We start from the raw sequence: 18,437 nt of genomic DNA, 5'->3' as shown, positions 1-18,437 counted from the left end.
TGAAGTACCTTAGAAAATAACAGTAAAATCTGTGAAGTAAATTTAGGCATAGTCAAGTAAAAGATAAACTTTTTTAAGCGGTAGTACTTACCAGCTCATAGAATATATACTGCAAACGACAAAGGATATATACTTACTTTGCTCATGCAGTATATATTCTTCACTTTGAAAAAAACTGCTCGATTAGAGGAGGGTGTAGATAAAATATCTTATATTTGTTTCTTGAAGAGAAACGAAAAAACAATTTCTACGTATGGAGCGGTATTTAATTATAAAAACAAGGGATGAGTTGTTGCGCATTAAGATTGGTCAGATCCTTTATTTTGAAGCAGACAGGAACTATACGAAACTATTGTTATCAAATGGCATTCAATTTACCTTCGCTATAAATATCGGAAAAATAGAAGAGATCTTAGAGAAGCAGGTCGCTGGTTGTAACAAGATATTAATGCGTGTCGGAAAAAGTCATATCATAAATAAAAATCATATCTTACAAATAAATCTCCCTAAGCAGCGTTTATTATTATTGACGGAAGAGGGTAAGCCTAAAGAGTTGGTAATATCCAAGGATCCGTTGAAAGTGCTGAAAGATAATCTTGAGAAGGAGATGGGAAAGCCTCAAGAGGAAAAGGAATAAGACTATGATTATAAAGATAGGAAAAGCAAAAGACAACGATTTTATCGCAAACGATTCTCATGTAAGCCGCCATCATGCCCGTTTGATACGTGAGGATGGTGGCAACTTATTATTGGAGGATACGGGATCTACTAACGGAACGTTCGTGAATGGAGCCCAGATCGTAAAGAAACGTGTTACTCCTACGGATCATATTCGGTTGGGGGATAGCTATGTCTTAAATCTTCCCGAGGTGCTTAAATGCAATAATGATTATAGCGATGAATTTGCCGCATTAAAAAAAGTTTACGATGATTATATTCAAGCAAAAGTTAAGATACAATCCTTTAATCAGTTTAAGACCAGATTATTTCAATCCCTGCCATTTGCTTTGCCTGGAATAGTGGGTGTCGTGATAGGCTTCTTGGGGAAAGGTAGCCCGGAGTTGTTCGGTATTAGCCTTCTGATAACGATTTGCGCCCCTATGGTAGGGATCTATCTAGGAGCCAAGCAGTCGGCCAAGATTCCCCAGCAATTGCAGGATATCGCCCATCAATTTAAGATAGACTATGTTTGCCCGAAATGTGGGACATTCTTGGGTGAGATTCCTTGGGAATCATTAAAAAAACGAAAGCAATGCCCGGTTTCTTCCTGTAAGGCCAAATGGGTGAGAGAATGAGCCTTTTCTTTTCGTATAGTAAAACAGCCTCTTTCGTACATGAAACCCAAATGTTTGATTATAAGAGAGAATAACAAGTTTATTAATCCATTGCTTTTTGTACTTTTGTTTTCGAAATATTAATATATTAGGAACAAAGGTTATGCAAGAAGAGGAATATACATTCGTAACTTTAGACGGCAATGACGTCATGCCAGCGGATGCTGTCATAATAGACGTGGAAGGAGGAGGTGTCGACCTAGGCGACGCCATAGTTATAGAAGATAGTAGTGCCGAGTCTTTCGATCACTCAGACTTTATAACCTTGGCGGACGATACGGTTATGCTTTCCGATACAGATATGATGGATCTGTACTCTACGGATATGGATGGCGCAGATATTTCGTTTATCGTATGATTGCGGTTAAATGTCCACATTGCCATGTAGGATTGAGGGTAGACGAGGGGAAGATTCCCCTCGGTATTACCTCCTTTAAGTGCCCGAAATGCAAAGAGCCTATTCCTTTGTCCTTATTATCCGAGAAAGGTAATCATCAGGAAGTCGATTCCGATACGATTTTAGTGACACCTGTCAAGACTGGAATCGGCAGACTGACGGTTCTTCCAGACGCCGATACACCTGAACAAACGTTTCCTCTTCACGAAGGGAAGGTTGTCATTGGCCGGAAGTCGAACGCCTCACAAGCTGCGATGCCAATTATCACGTCTGATCGCACGATGAGTCGCGAGCATATTTGCATTGAGGTGAAAAAAGATTCAAAAGGTGGATATAAACATTTCCTTACCGACAATAATAGTAAAAATCATACGTTATATAATAACAGTTACCTAGAGAATGGCGAGGTGGTCGTGCTCAATGATAATGACGAGATTATTATTGGTCGTACCGTCTTACGTTTTAATGAATAAAACTCATTTGTTATGATTATAACGATCGGTAAGCCATGTGCTATTACGGAAAAAGGAGGCAGATCGAATAACGAGGATTCCATTTATCCGCTTCCTGAACAAGTGACCCTTGACCAAAAATTGTTTATGGTTTGTGACGGTGTGGGTGGAGCCGAGAAAGGGGAGGTCGCCAGCTCTTTAGCTTGCGAGTCCATACAAACTTTCTTTTCTACGTTCTTGAAGGATGATCCCACGCCTGAGTTTATCCATAAAGCCGTACATTATGCGGAAGTCTGTTTCGACTCCTATGTTCAAGAGCATCCGGAAGCGACGGGTATGGCTACTACGCTCACTATGGCCTATATCGCTTCTTCCGGAATTATATTAGCTCATATTGGGGATAGCCGGATCTATTATCTGAGGAAGGGGGAGATTTTATATCAAACAGAAGATCATTCGCTGGTAAATTCGTTAGTTAAATTAGGTAAGATTACTTCGGAAGAAGCATTAACCCATCCCCAGCGGAATGTGATTATCCGGGCTATACAAGGCACTCATACTCCAACAGAAGCGGACATTATTACCTTGAACGATATTCAACCCGATGATTTTATCTTTCTTTGTACGGATGGGGTTCTCGAGAAACTGAAGAATGAAAAGATCATCGAGATCTTTAACGGTCGTTTATCTGTTCCGGAAATAAAGGATGCCATCATGGAAGCCTGTAACAGCAAGACCCGGGATAACTTTTCTTTTTATATCATACCTATTCAAAAAGTGGAAGATAGCATGGGGTTTAAGCAAAATATTCTCTCTTTTCTTTATTCTTTTGTATAAATAACGTACTTTTGGCAGATTAAATGGAATTTTCAAGGTTATGAATCTGCCAGGTGGACATCTTCTTCAAAACGGAAAATACAGACTTACTCATGTGGTTGGTCAAGGTGGTTTTGGCATAACCTACAGAGGAGTTTGGTACACAGAAGTTAAGGGATCTTTAGGTACCGTAAAGACAGAAGTCCCTATCTGTGTCAAGGAATATTTCTTCAAGGATTATTGTTATAGAGAACCCGGCTCCCAAGCTGTAAAAGTACATTCGGAGACGGGAAAGGTCTTATTTAACAAATTCAAGGAAAAATTGATCAAAGAGGCAAAGATCCTATCGGAAGTTCACCACCCCTATATCGTAAACGTGCTGGAAGTTTTTGAGGAAAACAATACGGCTTATATTGCCATGGAGTATATTTCCGGCTTCTCGCTAAAATATATGCTTGAAAAAAACGGGATATTGCCCGAAGCTACGATCCTTAAATATGTGCGGCAAATTGGAGAAGCATTACAATTTGTTCATGATAAGAGTATCTTGCATCTGGATATCAAGCCTAGCAATATCTTGATCGACAAGAACGGGAACGCCCGCTTGATTGATTTCGGAGTCAGCAAGCGTTACGATATCGAGCAGGAGGAGACCAGCACTACGATGTTGACTCTTTCCAAAGGATTCGCATCCATAGAGCAATACGATAACGAAGGAATACAAGTGTTCTCACCCCGTCCGGATATTTATTCTTTGGGAGCCACGATGTATAATCTGCTAACAGGAAAAATCCCTACGGAATCTATACTACGTGCCGCACGTCCTTTGCAAAACCCCTCTGAGATCAATGCGGCGATCAGCCCGAAAACAGAGGCTGTTATTATGAAAGCGATGCAAATCATTCCTGCGGATCGCTTTGAGACGGTGGGAGAGATGTTGGCGTCTTTGGATTTTTCTCAAGCGGAAAAGGAAGTTCAGGCTGTCCCTAGTCCATCTCTTGAGATTGTGAATGAGGAGACAACGATGGTCTATTCATCACCTGTAGATTCTAAATTAGTGGGATCGGATGATGAAGAGACTGTTGTCAATGTGGCTAATCCACCTGCCGTGGAGCCAATAACAGAAAAGAATAATTCCAGAAAGAAAATAATTCCTATCGGAATCGTTATATTTGTCGTTGTCGGATCCGCTACGGCACTTTTAGTGCATAGCAATAGGCCCACAAAAGAGGTTATTGAGCGTATTGATTTACCTTCAGCGGCAGAACTGGATAGCCATGTCACAAAAGAAGTAGAAATGCCGGATCACCCAGTTCAACATACGGAACCTCCTATCTCTGAGATAAAGGAAGCGAAGAAGCTAGAGCCTAAAGCGGAAGAGAAACAGCCTACGGGAACAGAGCATACGATAGAAGAAAATGTTCTCCCGGATCAGCCATCGGAAAATGAGATGAATGAAAAATATAACTCGTTAATCATCTCCGGTAAGGAAAAAATGGCCAAAGCTGATTATTTGGGAGCTAAGAAAGATTTGTCGGAGGCAAAGGATACGAAACTTACGGAAGAGGTAGTCCGGTTGATCATCACTTGTGATGAGAAAGCTGAGGAGAAACGTATAGCGGACCAAAAGGCCCTGTATGAGGAGAAAATGGCTTTCGGACGATATAAGATCGTACGCAAGAAGTCAAATAACAGATACGGGGCGATCGATTCGAAAGCCGAGGAACGTATTCCTTGCAAATACCTAAGTGTCGGTATCGCGGATAACGGCCGGGCATTCGAACGGGAAGACAATTTGTTTGATATTTATAATTCTGACGGATCATTGATTAGCGAAGGCCTTACTTATTATTGATTGTAATATTATGAACAACTAAACATGTATTTATCTATTATATGAAAAGACTTTGGATATGGATGATATGTGCGGTATTTCCCCTCGGACTGCTGGCGCAACAGCGTACGGAATACAACCGTAAGGGAGATGAAGCGATGAAACGTCTTGATTATAGTGACGCTAAAATGTGGTACGAGGAAGGCGTATCGCAATGCGACGCATACAGTATTGATCAGCTGACTACGATTTGGCTTTCCAACGAGCGAATGCGGCCTTCCATGCGTAGCCTGATGAATAAATGTTTAAACTGCCTGACGGTCAAAGCTACGGAAGATAATCCGGATGCCATATCTAAATTAATCATTTATTATTCGGAAGGTATCGGAACCCCTAAAAGTGAGGAGTTAGCTACCTATTGGAAAGAATACCAAGAGATGTTATTAAAGCCGGCGGAGCCGGAGGCTCAACCGGTAGATTCCGCAGCGGTATCCCCTAAGAAACAAATGAAGTTTTTTGCGGGATATTCGTATTCGATCGAATCTCCTTATGGAATCACGGTAGGAGGTATGGGGCAACGCTTCGGCTGGTATGTCCGTTTCAAGACGAATATGTCTTTTATGAATTATACGGACGAATGTAATAACCAAGGGCAGATTATAAAGTTCTCTAATTCGGAAGGGGAATCTTATAAGCTTAATACAGGTAAATCCTCGAAGACAAATAGTGTAGCCGGAACAGCCGGTTTAATCGTAAAATGCTTTCCGTGGTTATATGCCTCCGTTGGTTTGGGATATGGTGAAAGAGCTTTACTACATCCGTTCATGACTCATTCCTATGAAAACTACGATAGTACACGAGAGGTATGGTGCCGGAATATTGATTCCTCATACAAAGGGGTAGCTGCCGAGGTTGACTTGATGATGAAAATAACGAACTCTGTATTTATTAGCGTTGGATGCAATACGGTTAATTTTAAATACTTGGATCTAAACGCAGGCTTAGGTGTATTCTTTTAATATTGATTAGTTATGAAACATATATACTCACTTTTCTCTATTCTATTTACAGCTTTATTAATGACAGGATGCGTGAATGATCCGGATATAGATGGTGGTATTCGGAACGCTAAAAAACCTTCTGTTAAGACAGGCGAGATATTGAAGTCCACGGCTAGTTCCGTGACAGTATCGGGGGAGGTCTTGCAAGAAAACGGTGCTCCTGTGACAGAGGCAGGTTTTTGTTGGAGTACGGAATCTACCTTTACCATAATAGAGAAAAATAAAAAAGCCGTATCCGAGCGTAAAGTAAAATATGAGGCTACGATTGAGGGCTTAGCCAATGATCTGGATTACTATATCCGGGCCTATGCGATCAATGTGGTAGATACCGCTTATGGAGAGATTTTACCTTTTAAGACGAAAGATGGATTAGGGAGCGTTAAGACCCTATTGCCGATCGACGTGATGTCTACTTCCGTTCAATGTGGAGGTATGATAACCAAACATGGGGAAGCCGAAATCGAGGAAAGAGGTATTTATTTAATGCTAAATCCGGAGCCTTCAGTATCCGATTCTACGATCCGTATAGACATGGAAGCCGATTCGTTCTATTGTACGATCTCCAACTTAAAACCGGAAACTACCTATTACGTTAAAGCTTACGCAAAAAGTAAATATGGAGAGTATAACGGGGCGAAAGTCGAGACCTTTAAGACCACGAATGGTCATCCTGTATTAGATGATAACAAATTCAAGAAAATAGCGACAGAGTTTACCTATGCAGAGTTCTCCATGGAAATAATAAGCGAGGGAGATTCTCCGATCACGGCATGTGGGTTCTGCTTTAGTGCTGATAAATCACCGACAATAGAAAATGGGGATACGATTATTTGCGGAGCGGGTATTGGAGAATTTGCCGGGAAAATCTATGATATGCAACAACAGAAAGGGTATTACGTACGTGCCTATGCGACAAACGCCTTAGGTACTACCTATAGCGCAGGCGAAGGTATCCATACAATTTTGGAAAGTGAGTTACCTACAGTTAGCACGAAGGAGGTATCTTCTATTAAAAACGGTACCGCATGGGTAGGAGGAGAGGTTTTAGCCGAAGGAGCCTCTCCGGTTACGGAGGCTGGTGTATGTTGGGGCACTAGTCCTAGTCCGGCTTTTGGTAATTGTGAAGGAGCAGTAGCCCTTTCTTCCGGTACACAAGCGTTTACGGGTACGATAAAGGAATTGAGAGGAGGCACGAGCTATTATTTAAGGGCTTACGCTAAAAATAAGAATGGTATCGCTTACGGAGAAGAAGTTCATTTCCAAACTCCAGCTATATTTGGAACAGGGGTAAGGTTTGAAGGGGCTTTCCGGATACCGGGATCAACTTCTTTCTGTACATTGGCTAATAGCACGGGATTCTTATTAGGTGGTGACACGGGTAGGGAATACACCGATGAGTTTTGGGGATACATGACCTCAAAGAAAGAGTGGTTGCCTTTAAGGTCTCAGCCTGAGAAATTATCGGGTCAAGCATGTTTCAGTATCGGATTTGGCCTATGGACTTTTGGTGGCTTGGATAACACTGGAAAGATATGTGACAGTTTATATGTATACTCCACATCCGATAATTCTTGGAGTGCGGTACAAACAGACCGGCAGCGACCTGAAGGTATGTATCGGGCGGCATGTTGCAGAATGGAAGATCAAGCGATTCTCATAGGTGGACGTAGAGGTAACGAACTAATTGATGAAGTCTGGACTTATGAGCCAAGCGCTTTGGTTTGGAGCAAGAAATCTAATTTCCCGATTAAACAATACGGCGGAATATCCGTTGTAATAGGTGACCGTATATATGCCGGACTGGGGATTATTAATAAAGCGGATCCATCTTTGGAATATACGACACAGTTTTGGTCTACAGACAAGGACGCTGTAACTTGGGAAAAGGAGGCTTCGTTCCCCGGAAAGATGCTTTTATGTGGTATCGCTTATGGTAATTACGTATATGGTGTAGACGGCGACGGTTATATTTGGCGCTATGATCCGGACTCTCAGAACTGGAGTCAGAAATCCCAATTACCAGCGGCTAACAGATCGGTCCATTGCATGTATGTCTTGGATAATTATATTTATATCGGTTTGGGTAATGCCTCTAACTCATTAATCAGTTACGATCCTACTTGGGATAATTAAAGATGAATAGAACAGCGATTTTAGAACAGATACAGAAGAACGTAGAACGGCTGTCGGCTCCTGATCTACCGGAATACAAATATATCCCGTTGCATCAGAAGCCATCGCCTTCGGTCGCTACGTTGCATGAGATCATGCGCCTATTACGTACGGTTATCTTCCCCGGATTTTTTGGTACGGAACAAGAGGCTCAATTGGGCTCTATCCAATATTATACGGGAGTTTATCTGGAGAAGATCTATGATCTCTTGCAAGAGCAAATATATAATGGACTTTGTTTTGAGGTAGAGCGTTGTTGTGATTCCAAGGACCGGGCTTCCGATATTTCGATCGCTTTTATTAACCGGATTCCTCATATCAAATATTTGCTGTCCACCGATGTAAAGGCCATTTTGGATGGTGATCCGGCAGCCAAGAGCGTGAGTGAGATTATATTCTGTTATCCGGCGGTCTATGCGCTTTTACACCAACGGGTCGCTCATGAATTATTCAAGCTAGGCGTACCGGTACTCCCTCGTATCATTACGGAAATGGCACACTCGCAAACCGGGATCGACATTCATCCTGGGGCACAGATCGGAGAATATTTCAGTATTGATCATGGAACGGGTATTGTCGTAGGACAAACCGCCATTATCGGAAAACATGTCCGCCTTTATCAAGGTGTGACGTTAGGAGCCAAGAGTTTTACGCTGGACGAGGAAGGGCTTCCGATAGATTTACCCCGTCATCCGATCATTGAGGATTATGTGACCATTTATTCCAACGCATCCATATTAGGGCGGATCACTATTGGCCGAGGATCTATTGTCGGGGGTAACATCTGGCTCACCTATAGTGTGCCTCCCAATTCCAAGATCTCTCAATCACGTGTCGAAGAAAAATTCACGGAAATATGATATTAATGGAAAGAGATCCTGAAAGAACAATAAGATAAAAAACACAAGCGGTCGCATAGGTTTTACGTGACCGCTTGTATAAAATAATGCGAAAATTGTATTTTCAGAAACGACTGATCGAACCACCACCACCGGAGCTTCCACCTCCCCAAGAGCTGCCACCGCTGCCGCCGCTAAAACCTCCGAAGCCACCGCCACCCATAATAATAGGGCCACCACCGCCTCGGTGTATGCGGTCGATGATACGTTTTTTTTTCTCTGTATACCCGCAACTCTTACAGCGGTATACATCTTCGGCCAGACCTTCCGAGAAACGAGTCGCTTCCCGGATCATTTGCTGCCCTATATATACAAAGGTTTTCTTTCCACAACGGGGGCATGCCTTCGGACGATACTTTAAGTATGCGATAAACGCTGAGAAGCCGATCATCCCGATAATTCCCACCACGAATATCCACATAAAATCATCATCGGACGAGGAAGAAGTGCGGTTACCAGTTATACCTGCCCGCTCATAATCGCTGGACATTAAATACTTAGTCACCGCCATGACTCCTTTCAACATGCCGGAACTATAGTCCCCGGCCTTTAGATCGGGGATCATATACCGCTGCTGGAGCCGGTAGCAAATCGCATCGGGGAGGACTCCCTCGATACCATATCCCGTCTCGAAAACGACCGAACGTTGGGAAGGTTCGGTCACCAACTGGATCAATAAACCATTATCTTTGTTCTTTTGTCCCAATCCCCAATGTTTGAATAAATCCGTAGCGAACATCCGGGCATCATGATCTCCAATGCTATTCACGGCAACAACAGCGACCTCGATACCAAGACTATCTTCTACTACATTTAATAATTGATTGATACGTGTCGCATCATCTGGGGTAATGATACCATCCGGATTACTGACATGGTTCAACCAGTTGGAAAGACGTACGTTCGGAATGGTCTCGATCGAATAATCCTTTGCCGCGAAAATAGAGGAGGCAAAACCAATCAGCAATAAACCGACCCATAAAAGGCTTCCCGGACACTTGCGCCTATATCCTATATTCTTTATCTCACTCATTCAGCGAATGGCTATTAGAATTCTACTTTAGGAGCCTTTTCCGCACCGGATTCGGCAGTAAAATAAGCTTTCGATTGGAAACCGAACATTCCGGACAATATATTGTTCGGGAATTGGCGAATATAGGTATTATAAGACTGAGCTACCTCGTTAAAACGTTTACGCTCTACCGAAATACGATTTTCAGTCCCTTCCAATTGCGCTTGAAGTTCCATAAAGTTTTGATTCGCTTTTAAGTCCGGATAACGCTCTAAAACAAGCATCAAACGGGAGAGGGCATTTCCTAACTCTCCTTGCGCAGACTGGAATTTCTTCAAGGATTCCTCCGTAAGGTTAGAAGGATCAATCGTAGTCTTTGTCGCCTCGGCACGAGCGTTGACCACGCCTTCTAAAGTCTCTTTCTCATGTGCGGCATATCCTTTTACCGTATTTACCAGATTCGGGATCAAATCCATACGGCGTTGGTATTGGTTCTCAACTTGGCTCCATGCGGTTTTCACGCCTTCGTCTTGAGTTACCATATTATTATACACGCCTTTCACCCAAAAGAATAATATCGCTACAATAGCGATGATAATCCATACAACTTTGTTCTTAAACATCTTTACCTTATAATTTATTGATTATACATAACGAGGCAAAGCTATATAAAAAAATCGGATTATCCATATAGCGATTGGCGGCTACTTCCCACGATGCTCCGGATAGAAGCTCACCGCATAGATTCTATTTATCTTCCCATAGATAAAACTGATCGATGAAATCCAAGCCTTTTAAGACACATGTAAGTGAATTGTCCTATATTTGCACTTAATAAATCTAAATAAATATAGTTATGCGTAAAACAATTTATGCTAAAATGACGGCATTGCCGGTAGGACTCTGCGCTTTAGCCTTTGCTGTTACCTCGTGCGGTTCCTCCGAATACAAGAAATTTGCCGACAATGAAGGTAAGCAAGTGGCCTCTATCCTACGGGAGAACGACTGTTTGGCCTGCCACTCTGAAAATGCGCCTTTGCCATTTTATGGCAACTTGCCGGTAATCGGTCCCGTAGTACAGGCAGACATGAAGGAGGCTGTTCACTATGTGGACTTGACTGCTATGGTGGAAGCCTTAGAGAACGGGCAACCTGTTTCAGAGGTTGATTTGGCGAAGGTGGAAAATACGGCCTTAAGCGGCTCTATGCCTCCGGCTAAGTATTCTCATATGCCGATGCACTGGGGAACCAGCCTTGACGACAATGAGAAAGCGGTGATCATCTCATGGGCGAAGAATGTCCGTAAGGATCACTTCACGACCGAAACCGTTGCGGAAGAATTTAAAAATGAACCTCTTCAGCCTCTAATGAAGAGGTTACCTACAGATCCGGCGAAGGTCGAGTTGGGTTTTGCCCTGTATCATGACACTCGTTTGTCTGCGGACAATACGATCTCTTGCGCTACTTGCCACGGATTGAGCACAGGTGGTGTAGACCGTAAGCAATATTCGGAAGGTATTAACGGACAGTTCGGTGGTGTTAACGCTCCGACCGTATATAATGCGGCGCTTAATTTCGTTCAATTCTGGGACGGACGTGCGGCAGACCTAAAAGAGCAAGCGGCCGGTCCTCCATTGAACCCGGTGGAAATGGGGTGTACCTCATTCGACCAGATTTGCGAGGCTTTAGCACAAGATAAAGATTTTACGAAGAAATTTACAGAGGTATATCCGGAAGGTTATTCTCAATCTACGATCACGGACGCTATCGCTGAGTTTGAAAAGACCTTGCTTACGCCGAGTCGTTTCGACAAATACTTGATGGGAGATAAAAATGCACTTACAGCGGAAGAACTAGAGGGCTATCAACTATTCAAGGACAATAAATGCGCTACTTGCCACGTTGGTGTAAATGTCGGTGGTCAATCTTACGAGTTCATGGGTATCAAGAACAGCTATTTCGATTATCGGAATACAGGGTTGACGGACGGTGATAACGGACGCTATGCCGTGACTAAGAAAGAATCCGATCGTCATAAGTTCAAAACCCCGACACTTCGTAACGTGATGTTGACTTATCCGTACATGCACGATGGAACGGTGGCCTCTGTAGAGGACGCAATCCGTATCATGCATGAGTTCCAGATCGGAAAGGAGATCAATGACACGGGAACGGCTAAAATCGTCGCTTTCCTAAAGACCTTGAACGGAGAATATAATGGAGAGGCGCTCCAGTAAATATAATCAATTAAAGAAAAGTTACATGTCTTTCCGCTTGCTTTGCATATTTCTCGTGCTCGTCGCATTTCAGTGCGGAGAGGGGCGTGCGCAGGAGGAAGGACTTGCCTCGTATTACCACCACCGCTTCCACGGCAGGAAGTCGTCCAGCGGGCGGATCCATGATAAGGAAGAGCTAGTGGCCGCACATCGTACGTATCCTTTTGGTACATTTCTGAGGGTCACAAATTTGGCGAACATGAAAAGTGTCATCGTATGCGTGACGGATCGTGGGCCCCATTATAGAAAACGAATCATTGATGTATCAGCGAGTGCCGCCGAACTGTTGGACTTCGTCGATAAAGGTATCGCCAAGGTACGGATCGAGGTCGTCCCCGGTCCCTTGGACCTCCGCTATCTGGACTTGATCTACCCTAAAATTCCTTATCTGGATATAGATTATTTACGTCCGAATCCACCTTATAGGGTGAAATTCACGAAATAAATTTAATTACGGTTTGCTTGGAGGAAGGATCAAAGAAAACAATATTATACTTTAATCTCTCTAATGAATTTCTAATTTGGCCTAAGAGTATTCTAACTAAATATTCATAAGCGATAAAAGAGTGACTTCTACCTTTGCGTAAAATTTAACGCAAATGGACAGACGATTCACTCTTTTACTTTTTTTATCTCTCCTTTTCTCTGGGGCGAAAGCCTCTGTTGTCTCCCTCTCCTTGAAAGAGTCAGAGCAACGTTTCTCTGAACACAATCTGGAAGTGATAGCCGAACGGTATAATATCGATATAGCCGAGGCTCAGGTGGTACAGGCCAAACTTTTCGAGAATCCCGTGGTCTCTTTGGAGCAAAATGTTTATAACCGATTGAACGGACGTTACTTTGATTTCGGGAAACAAGGGGAAACGATCGTAGAGGTGGAACAGTTGATCTATATCGCCGGACAGCGAAACAAACGTGTCCGTTTGGAGAAAATCCATAAGGAAATGGCCCTTTACCAATTCGAAGAGGTATTGAGAACCCTCCGGAGCGAGTTGAAGGAGAAATTCATAGCGCTTTATTTCACCCGGAAATCCCAATCTATTTACGATCGTGAGATTGATTCATTGGCTCATCTGTTGGTGGTTCTTAAGGAGCAGAATGAGAAAGGGAATGTTTCTTTATTAGAGAAGTCCCGTATCGAGGCCCTATTACTCTCTTTGCGGCAAGAGCGGAATGATATCGCCAATCAAGTTATCTCCCTTCAAGGAGACATGCGGCTTTTATTAGGATTATCCGGCAATGATACCTTCGAGCCGATATTCGATGAGTCTGTGCTGAACCAGATCGATATGGACTCCGTCCCTTTCTCTGAATTGACCTCTTTATTATACGAACGTCCGGATCTTAAGTTGGCGCAAGCAAGCATCAAGGCTTCGGAGGCGGACGTGAGATTACAACGTTCCCTCGCTTGCCCGGAAGTGAGCGTAAAGGGTACGTATGATAAGGCCGGTAACTTTATCAATGATTATTGGGCGATCGGATTGAGCGTCTCCCTTCCTATATTTAACCGGAATCAAGGGAATATCCGGGCGGCGAAAATATCTGTCGCTCAAAAGGCCCATAAGGAAGAATACGCCCGTCGACAAGCTGAGAATGAATTATTCACCAGCTATGCCCGGTTGGAAAAGGCGATTCAGCTTTATCGTTCCTCGAACTATGGATTGGAGAAGGATTTTGCCTTGATTATCGAAGGCGTGAACGTGAATTTCCAAAAACGGAATATCAGTCTTCTTGAGTTTATCGATTATTATGAGACCTACAAAACAACCTGCCTGCAACTTTACCAAACCCAAAAAGAAGTGTTACTGGCCTTGGAGGAGGTAAACACCGTAACGGGTAGCCATGTATTCAACTATTAAAAGCAAATCAAATGATATGAATAAGCATCTAATTACATTTATCCTTTTAGTACCCTTGGTATGTTCCTGCGGGAAACAGGCGACCACCTCGGTCGATACCCGGGAACCTTTACTATTAAATGATAGTTTACAGGAGATTATAACATTGGATACGGTTCGTGACACACCATTAACCAACGAGTTATTGCTCAATGGCCGTGTCAGTTTCAATCCGGAGCGAGTGGCCCATGTGTATCCGATATTTGGTGGAAATGTCATCTCCGTTCATGCGGAAGTTGGCGATTACGTAGGGAAAGGAGATGTCCTAGCGGTGATCCGGAGCGGCGAGATCGCTGATATCGACAAGCAGCGAAAGGAGGCCGAGCATCAACTGGCTATCGCTAACCGTAACTTGGAGGCTACCCAAGATATGGCCCAGAGCGGTATGGCTTCCGACCGGGACTTCCTGCAAGCCCAGCAAGAGCAAGCCAATGCCGAGGCCGAGACCAAACGTATCCAAGAAATGTATTCCATTTATAACATAACAGACCCATCCACCTATGTGGTGAAAGCGCCGGTCTCCGGCTTTATCATCGATAAGAATATAAACCGGGATATGCAGATCCGTTCCGATCAAGGGGAGGAGATGTTTACCATTTCCGGTCTCGACGATGTCTGGGTGATGGCCGATGTCTATGAGGGAGATATCAGCAAGGTAAAAGAGGGGGCTACCGTTTGTATCACCACTTTGGCCTATAAGGATATGGAGTTTACGGGAACGATCGATAAGGTCTATCATATGCTAGACCGAGAAAGTAAGACCATGAGCGTAAGAGTCAAATTGAGGAACGAGGAGTATATGCTTAAACCCGGAATGTTTACGAACGTATATGTACAGAGCGCGGTAAAAGGAGAAAGTATGCCTTGCGTAAACGCCCATGCCGTGATCTTCGAGGATGGTAAAAAATACGTTGTCTATGTCTCGAAGGAGGGATATTTGCAAATGCGTGAGATCTCGGTGTATAAGCAAACCGAGAAGTTCTGTTACCTGCGATCCGGCTTGAAGGATGGGGATCGGATCGTAGATCGGAACGCTCTCTTGGTGTATAACGAATTAAAGTAACCGGACGATATGCACACATTCATAGATAATATCATAACGTTCTCCCTCCGGAACAAATTCTTTATCTTCTTCTGTACCACGATCGCCGTAATCGCCGGTATCACCAGCTTTATCCATACGCCGATCGACGCGTTTCCGGATGTGACGAATACGAAAGTGACGATTATCACCCAATGGCCGGGCAGGAGCGCCGAGGAGATCGAGAAGTTTATCACGATCCCGATCGAGATCGCCATGAACCCGGTACAGAAAAAGACGGATATCCGGAGCACGACCCTTTTCGGTCTTTCCGTCATCAACGTGATGTTCGAAGATAAGGTGGATGATTTTTTCGCCCGCCAGCAAGTTTATAATCTCTTGAACGACGCCGACCTGCCGGAAGGGGTCACGCCGGAAGTGCAGCCCTTATATGGTCCGACCGGCGAGATCTTCCGCTATACATTACGTAGCGATAAGCGTTCCGTCCAGGAATTGAAGACCTTGCAGGATTGGGTGATCGAGCGGAAGTTGCGGGCCGTACCCGGTGTGGCGGATATCGTCAGCTTCGGAGGAGAAGTAAAGACTTTCGAGGTTAGCGTCAACCCGAATCAACTGATCAGTTACGGGGTAACGACCTTGGAACTCTATGACGCTATCGCGAAAAGTAATATCAACGTAGGCGGCGACGTGATCACGAAAAGCTCGCAAGCCTATGTCGTGCGGGGTATCGGCTTGATTAACGATGTAAAAGAGATCGAGAATATCGTCGTAAAAAATATCAATGGCACGCCAATCCTTGTCAAGCACTTGGCTACCGTACACGAATCCAGTCTTCCCCGCCTAGGGCAAGTGGGCCGCATGGAGGAAGATGATGTCGTACAAGGCATCGTTGTCATGCGAAAAGGGGAGAACCCCGGCGAGGTAATCGCCGCCTTGAAGGATAAGATCAAGGATATCCAACAAAACGCCTTGCCGGAAGACGTGCGAATCGTATCGTTCTACGATCGTGAGAATCTGGTAGATCTGGCGGTCAAGACCGTAACACATAATCTGGCGGAAGGTATTCTGCTGGTAACTTTCATCGTATTAATCTTCATGGCGGACTGGCGTACGACGGTAATCGTGTCGATCATTATCCCGTTGGCACTCCTCTTCGCCTTTATTTGTCTCCGGGCGATGGGGATGAGCGCCAACCTCTTATCTATGGGAGCGATCGACTTCGGTATTATTATAGATGGCGCCGTCGTGATGGTGGAAGGGCTTTTCGTGGCATTGGACCGGAAAGCCCGTGAAGTAGGCATGCCCGCTTTCAATTTGATGAGTAAGATGGGTATTATCCGTCATACGGCGAAGGACCGTGCGAAAGCGGTTTTCTTCTCTAAGCTGATTATCATCACAGCCTTGGTCCCGATCTTCTCTTTCCAGAAGGTGGAAGGAAAGATGTTCAGCCCGCTCGCTTATACCTTGGGGTTCGCCTTGTTGGGAGCGTTGATCTTTACGTTGACATTGGTACCCGTCCTCTCTTCCATGCTATTAAAGAAAGAGGTGCGTGAGAGACATAATCCGTTCCTCGCGTGGATCAATCGGAAGTCGATCGGTATTTTCGACTGGTGTCACGCCCGTAAGAAGCGGACGATCACGTTCGCCACGCTGGTAGCCGCCGTAGGTATCTGGTGCTTCACCTTGTTGGGCAGCGAGTTTCTCCCGCAACTGAACGAGGGCTCTATTTATATCCGTGCGACCTTACCGCAAAGTATATCTTTGGATGAATCCGTTACATTGGCCAACCAGATGCGCCGGAAGCTGGCGGCTTATCCGGAGGTTCGTCAGGTCTTATCGCAAACCGGCCGGCCGAACGATGGCACGGACGCGACAGGTTTCTACAACATCGAGTTCCATGTGGATATATATCCCGAGAAAGAGTGGGAAAGCGAACGCTCGAAAGCGGGCCTGATCGAGAAGATGCAAGAGGATCTGGCGATCTATCCGGGCGTGGATTTTAACTTCTCGCAGCCTATCTCGGACAATGTAGAGGAAGCGGCCAGCGGCGTGAAAGGTTCCATCGCCGTGAAAGTCTTCGGTAAGGATCTATACGAGTCGGAGAAAAAGGCGGTAGAGGTTTTCAAGGTCTTGGAGACCGTAGACGGTATCGAGGATCTGGGCGTTATCCGGAATATCGGCCAGCCGGAGCTGCGGATCGAGTTGAACGAGTCTCGTTTAGCCCGCTACGGCGTGGCCAAGGAGGACGTGCAATCCATTATCGAGATGGCGATAGGAGGTAAGAGCGCCTCCCTGCTTTATGAGGACGAGCGTAAGTTCAATATCATGGTCCGCTACGAATCCGCTTTTCGCCGTAGCGAGAATGAGATAGGCAAGATATTGGTTCCGGCGAAGGATGGTTCCATGATTCCTATCCGCGAGCTGGCGGATATCCATACGATTACCGGCCCGTTGATTATCTACCGGGATAACCACGCTCGCTTCTGCGCCGTGAAATTCTCGGTCCGGGGCCGCGACATGGGTAGCGCCGTGGCAGAAGCCCAGCGGAAAGTGGAGAGGCAGGTAAAGCTCCCCGAAGGCTATACCTTGAAATGGACCGGAGATTTCGAGAACCAACAACGGGCTACCAAACGCTTGGCCCAAGTCGTCCCCGTAAGTATAGCGATCATCTTCGTGATCCTATTCGTTCTTTTCGGCAACGCCCGGGATGCCGGACTGGTCTTATTGAACGTGCCTTACGCCTCCGTCGGAGGTATCTTGGCCCTATTAATCACGAATTTCAACTTCTCGATCTCAGCGGGTATCGGCTTTATCGCCCTTTTCGGTATCTGTATACAGAATGGCGTGATCATGATATCGGACATCAAGAATAACCTGCGGGAGAGGCATCCTCTGGAAGATTCGATCAAGATGAGCGTGAAATCAAGGGTACGTTCCGTATTAATGACCGCCTCCATGGCCGCTATCGGCCTGCTTCCGGCCGCCTTGAGCCACGGTATCGGATCGGAAAGCCAGCGTCCCTTGGCGATCGTGATCATTGGCGGATTAATAGGGGCCACGTTCTTCACCCTCTTTGTTTTTCCGTTGATGGTGGAGGCTTTTTATCGACGAATGCTCTATGATAAGAACGGTAAATTAGTGCAACGTAGGTTGTAATTGCTATATTTGTAGCAAGAAAGTCCGGAACTATTGTGGGGGGTATTTGAATAAGCTAAATAGATGTTGATTGGAATATTTTTGAAAAC

16 protein-coding genes are annotated in these 18,437 nt (G+C 44.8%); 14 read left to right on the top strand and 2 right to left on the bottom strand.

Annotated elements, in window-relative coordinates:
- Positions 1-253: 253 nt before the first annotated feature.
- The 9 genes from E5342_RS17315 (at position 254) to E5342_RS17275 (ending at position 8,926) form a co-directional block, all read left to right on the top strand.
- Positions 254-637, top strand: a complete 384-nt coding sequence (locus tag E5342_RS17315) for a LytTR family DNA-binding domain-containing protein (protein WP_121734508.1) — start codon at positions 254-256, stop codon at positions 635-637.
- A 4-nt stretch (positions 638-641) separates the two neighbouring features.
- Positions 642-1,295 carry an FHA domain-containing protein gene (locus E5342_RS17310; protein WP_121734507.1) on the top strand — a complete coding sequence of 218 codons (654 nt, stop codon included), beginning with the start codon at positions 642-644 and terminating at the stop codon, positions 1,293-1,295.
- 142 nt (positions 1,296-1,437) lie between these two features.
- Entirely contained in the window at positions 1,438-1,692 is a 255-nt protein-coding gene (locus E5342_RS17305; protein WP_121734506.1) for a hypothetical protein, read from the top strand.
- Positions 1,689-2,204, top strand: a complete 516-nt coding sequence (locus tag E5342_RS17300) for an FHA domain-containing protein (RefSeq protein WP_121734505.1) — start codon at positions 1,689-1,691, stop codon at positions 2,202-2,204. The genes E5342_RS17305 and E5342_RS17300 overlap by 4 nt, the downstream gene beginning before the upstream one ends.
- A 12-nt stretch (positions 2,205-2,216) precedes the next feature.
- Positions 2,217-3,020 (top strand): PP2C family protein-serine/threonine phosphatase, encoded by an 804-nt coding sequence (locus E5342_RS17295; RefSeq protein ID WP_121734504.1) that lies wholly within the window; start codon positions 2,217-2,219, stop codon positions 3,018-3,020.
- Positions 3,021-3,060: 40 nt separating this feature from the next.
- The gene (locus tag E5342_RS17290; RefSeq protein WP_135959911.1) at positions 3,061-4,854 is read left to right on the top strand and encodes a serine/threonine-protein kinase; all 1,794 of its coding nucleotides are present in this window, start codon (positions 3,061-3,063) and stop codon (positions 4,852-4,854) included.
- 41 nt (positions 4,855-4,895) lie between these two features.
- Positions 4,896-5,852 carry a hypothetical protein gene (locus E5342_RS17285; protein ID WP_121734502.1) on the top strand — a complete coding sequence of 319 codons (957 nt, stop codon included), beginning with the start codon at positions 4,896-4,898 and terminating at the stop codon, positions 5,850-5,852.
- 12 nt (positions 5,853-5,864) lie between these two features.
- Complete coding sequence (locus E5342_RS17280) at positions 5,865-8,027, top strand: Kelch repeat-containing protein (protein WP_121734501.1); 2,163 nt, start codon at positions 5,865-5,867, stop codon at positions 8,025-8,027.
- Between the two features lie 2 nt (positions 8,028-8,029).
- On the top strand, positions 8,030-8,926 hold the full coding sequence (locus E5342_RS17275; protein WP_135959910.1) for a serine O-acetyltransferase: 897 nt from the start codon (positions 8,030-8,032) through the stop codon (positions 8,924-8,926).
- 103 nt (positions 8,927-9,029) lie between these two features.
- Here E5342_RS17275 and E5342_RS17270 read toward each other — a convergent pair whose 3' ends face one another.
- Both E5342_RS17270 and E5342_RS17265 read right to left on the bottom strand, forming a co-directional pair.
- Entirely contained in the window at positions 9,030-9,998 is a 969-nt protein-coding gene (locus E5342_RS17270) for a TPM domain-containing protein (protein WP_135959909.1), read from the bottom strand.
- A gap of 14 nt (positions 9,999-10,012) precedes the next feature.
- Positions 10,013-10,600, bottom strand: a complete 588-nt coding sequence (locus E5342_RS17265) for a LemA family protein (RefSeq protein WP_121734498.1) — start codon at positions 10,598-10,600, stop codon at positions 10,013-10,015.
- Positions 10,601-10,833: 233 nt separating this feature from the next.
- On the opposite strand from E5342_RS17265, the gene E5342_RS17260 reads away from it, so the two are divergent.
- The 5 genes from E5342_RS17260 to E5342_RS17240 all read left to right on the top strand — a co-directional run bounded on the left by E5342_RS17260 (position 10,834) and on the right by E5342_RS17240 (position 18,348).
- Positions 10,834-12,213: a cytochrome c peroxidase gene (locus E5342_RS17260; RefSeq protein WP_121734497.1), complete on the top strand. Its 1,380-nt coding sequence runs from the start codon at positions 10,834-10,836 to the stop codon at positions 12,211-12,213.
- Between the two features lie 25 nt (positions 12,214-12,238).
- Positions 12,239-12,697, top strand: coding sequence for a septal ring lytic transglycosylase RlpA family protein (locus E5342_RS17255; RefSeq protein ID WP_121734496.1), 459 nt, complete (start codon positions 12,239-12,241; stop codon positions 12,695-12,697).
- A 154-nt stretch (positions 12,698-12,851) separates the two neighbouring features.
- Complete coding sequence (locus E5342_RS17250) at positions 12,852-14,111, top strand: TolC family protein (RefSeq protein WP_121734495.1); 1,260 nt, start codon at positions 12,852-12,854, stop codon at positions 14,109-14,111.
- Between the two features lie 16 nt (positions 14,112-14,127).
- Entirely contained in the window at positions 14,128-15,213 is a 1,086-nt protein-coding gene (locus E5342_RS17245; protein WP_135959908.1) for an efflux RND transporter periplasmic adaptor subunit, read from the top strand.
- A 9-nt stretch (positions 15,214-15,222) separates the two neighbouring features.
- Positions 15,223-18,348, top strand: a complete 3,126-nt coding sequence (locus E5342_RS17240) for an efflux RND transporter permease subunit (protein WP_121737184.1) — start codon at positions 15,223-15,225, stop codon at positions 18,346-18,348.
- The last annotated feature ends 89 nt before the right edge of the window (positions 18,349-18,437 follow it).

It is taken from the genome of Parabacteroides distasonis (assembly GCF_004793765.1).
Classification (GTDB): Bacteria; Bacteroidota; Bacteroidia; order Bacteroidales; family Tannerellaceae; genus Parabacteroides; species Parabacteroides distasonis_A.
This window is presented reverse-complemented; position numbering and strand designations above follow the sequence as displayed.